This is a genomic window from Brevundimonas vesicularis, from assembly GCF_900445985.1.
Lineage (GTDB): Bacteria > Pseudomonadota > Alphaproteobacteria > Caulobacterales > Caulobacteraceae > Brevundimonas > Brevundimonas vesicularis_D.
In genome coordinates, this window is sequence record NZ_UAQP01000025.1 from 1 (window position 1) to 2,357 (window position 2,357).

The window sequence follows — 2,357 nt, forward strand, 5'->3', positions numbered from 1 at the left end:
GCAAACCCGTAAACGCCCCCGGTCCTGCGCTGATGATGATACCGCCCAAATCGGCGATATTCAGTCCCGCCGCCTGCAGTAGGCGATCAATCATCGGCAACAGCACTTCGGTATGCTTGGCATGCCCTTGATGACATTCCGCCGTAATGATGCCTTGGCAACGCAGGGCGGCGGAAGCGGCAGGCGTGGAAGTGTCAATCGCCAACAGCGGGCGCGATAAATCAGGATGATGGTTCATGATAAGTAAAGAAACGGTCAACAATGGATAAATCGGTGGTGCGAGTCATGCGTGGCAAACTGTCGAGAAAAATCTTGCCGTAGCCCTTGCCGGTCAGACGCGGATCGCCGATCAATAATACGCCGTAATCGGCACTGTCGCGAATCAAACGTCCCACGCCTTGTTTGAGCGTGATTACCGCCTGCGGCAGGCTGTCGTGAATAAAAGGCGACAGTCCTTTTTCTTCCAACAGACGGTGCCGCGTTTTGGTTACCGGATCATTGGGCGCGGCAAAAGGCAATTTGTCAATCACGACGCAGACCAAGCGGTCGCCGCGTACGTCCACACCCTCCCAAAAACTGGCAGTAGCCAGCAGTACACCACGCTCACTACGGCGAAATTCGCTTAATAATTGCGTTTTCGGCATTTCTCCCTGCACGAAAAGCGTGAAATCCTCGTCTTCCAGACAGGCTTTCGCCTCATGCATGGCACGATAACTGGTAAACAGGCAAAAGGCGCGCCCTTTGCTACGTTTAAGCACCGGCAATGCGGCTTGCATCAAAGCGGCGGTGTAATGCTCGGCATTCGGAGGCGGCAATTGCGGCGGATGATAAAGCAGAGATTGCAGACGGTAGTTAAAAGGACTGCCCAGCAGCAGGGTTTGCACATTCTGCCCCAAGCCCAATTCGCGGCGGAAATGGTCGAATTTATTATCCACCGCCAAGGTGGCGGAAAGAAAACACCAAGCTGCCTGCGACTGACTAATCCATTGCGCAAATTTGCTCGCCGCATTAACCGGCACCGCATTGAGCACAAAGGAACGCTGCCCCACATCCAGCCATTGCGCGGTATCCGTTAAAGCATTGCTCTCTTCGTTCTCATCGGATGCTGCTTTATCATGATGAAATTCATCTAAAAAACGAATCAGCAAACTGCGCAATTCGCCCAAACGCTCCGCCAAAGTCGCCAAGAGCTTGCTCCGCTCATGATGCGGACTCAAGCTCGCATCGAGTGCCGCCAAACATTCCGCCAAAGCCTGCAGCGCCGTCCAAAAAACATTTAAGCCGCGCAATTCTTCGCCGTCATAATATTGATTGCCGGCGCTTACGCGGCCGCTCTGCTGTTCGCCAAATAAGCCGACCTGATTTTTCAGCTCGCTTAATAATTGATTCAAACCTTGATGGCTCAATGCAATCTGTTTTTGCAATTCCAAGGCATCAGGGGCATCGGCTAATTGCGCCGCCTGCAATTCCTCTAAAAATAACTGCACTTGGCGTGAGGAAAAACGTTCGCCTAAGAAATTAACCGCCGTCTGCGGCAGATGATGCGCCTCGTCAATGATAAAGGCTTCAATATCCGGCAAAATTTCCGCAAAGCCGTCGCTTTTTAAAGCGAAATCCGCCAAAAGCAGATGATGATTGACAACCACCACATCCGCTTCTTTGGCTTTCTGTCGCGCTTTTTGAACAAAGCATTCTTCAAAAAATTCGCAGTCGCGTCCCAAGCAATTGTCGGCCGTGCTGCTGATGCGCTGGCGCACGGGATCGTCTTCGGCAAGCTCCAAAGCGACCAAATCGCCGTCCAAACTGCGGTCGATAAAGGTTTCCACGCGCCGTCTTTGCGCGCGATCGATTGGGGAATTCGCGCCGCTTTCCTGCCATTTGCCATAATGATAATGGCAGAAATAATTGCTCCGCCCTTTCAGTAAGGCCACTTTGGCAGGACTGGCGAGCAATTTGCGCACTAAGGGCAAATCGCTGCTGAAAATTTGTTCTTGCAGGGTTTTCGTCGCAGTCGAAACCAAGGCTTTTTTGCCGCTTAACAGAATCGGTAAAAGATAGGCAAAGGTTTTGCCGGTGCCGGTGCCGGCTTCGGCAAGCAGGACACTGTCGGCGTTTAAGGTATTGAAAACCGCTTCTGCCAATTGCTGCTGCCCTTCGCGCGGCTGATAACCGTCCACCAAAGACGCCAAAAGCCCCTTGCGGGGCAAAATATGGCTCTAAAATCGACACGGATGGTACTTAAAATTTAGAAAGAAGCGGCTTTTTTCCGATGCCGCAATTGCGCCTTGATTATCGCCTAATGCCTTGCGCGCATTGGCAATCAAAGACCAGCTTTTGCGCATCACGCTGTTATTGCC

2 protein-coding genes are annotated in these 2,357 nt (G+C 52.1%); both read right to left on the reverse strand.

From position 1 onward, the window contains the following. Positions 1–238 (reverse strand): tRNA (adenosine(37)-N6)-threonylcarbamoyltransferase complex dimerization subunit type 1 TsaB (gene tsaB, locus DT343_RS18440; protein ID WP_181669239.1); only part of this gene is annotated, 238 nt, incomplete at its 3' end. Then, positions 222–2,207 (reverse strand): ATP-dependent DNA helicase, encoded by a 1,986-nt coding sequence (locus tag DT343_RS18445; RefSeq protein ID WP_112863914.1) that lies wholly within the window; start codon positions 2,205–2,207, stop codon positions 222–224. The genes tsaB and DT343_RS18445, both read right to left, overlap by 17 nt. Positions 2,208–2,357 lie beyond the last annotated feature (150 nt).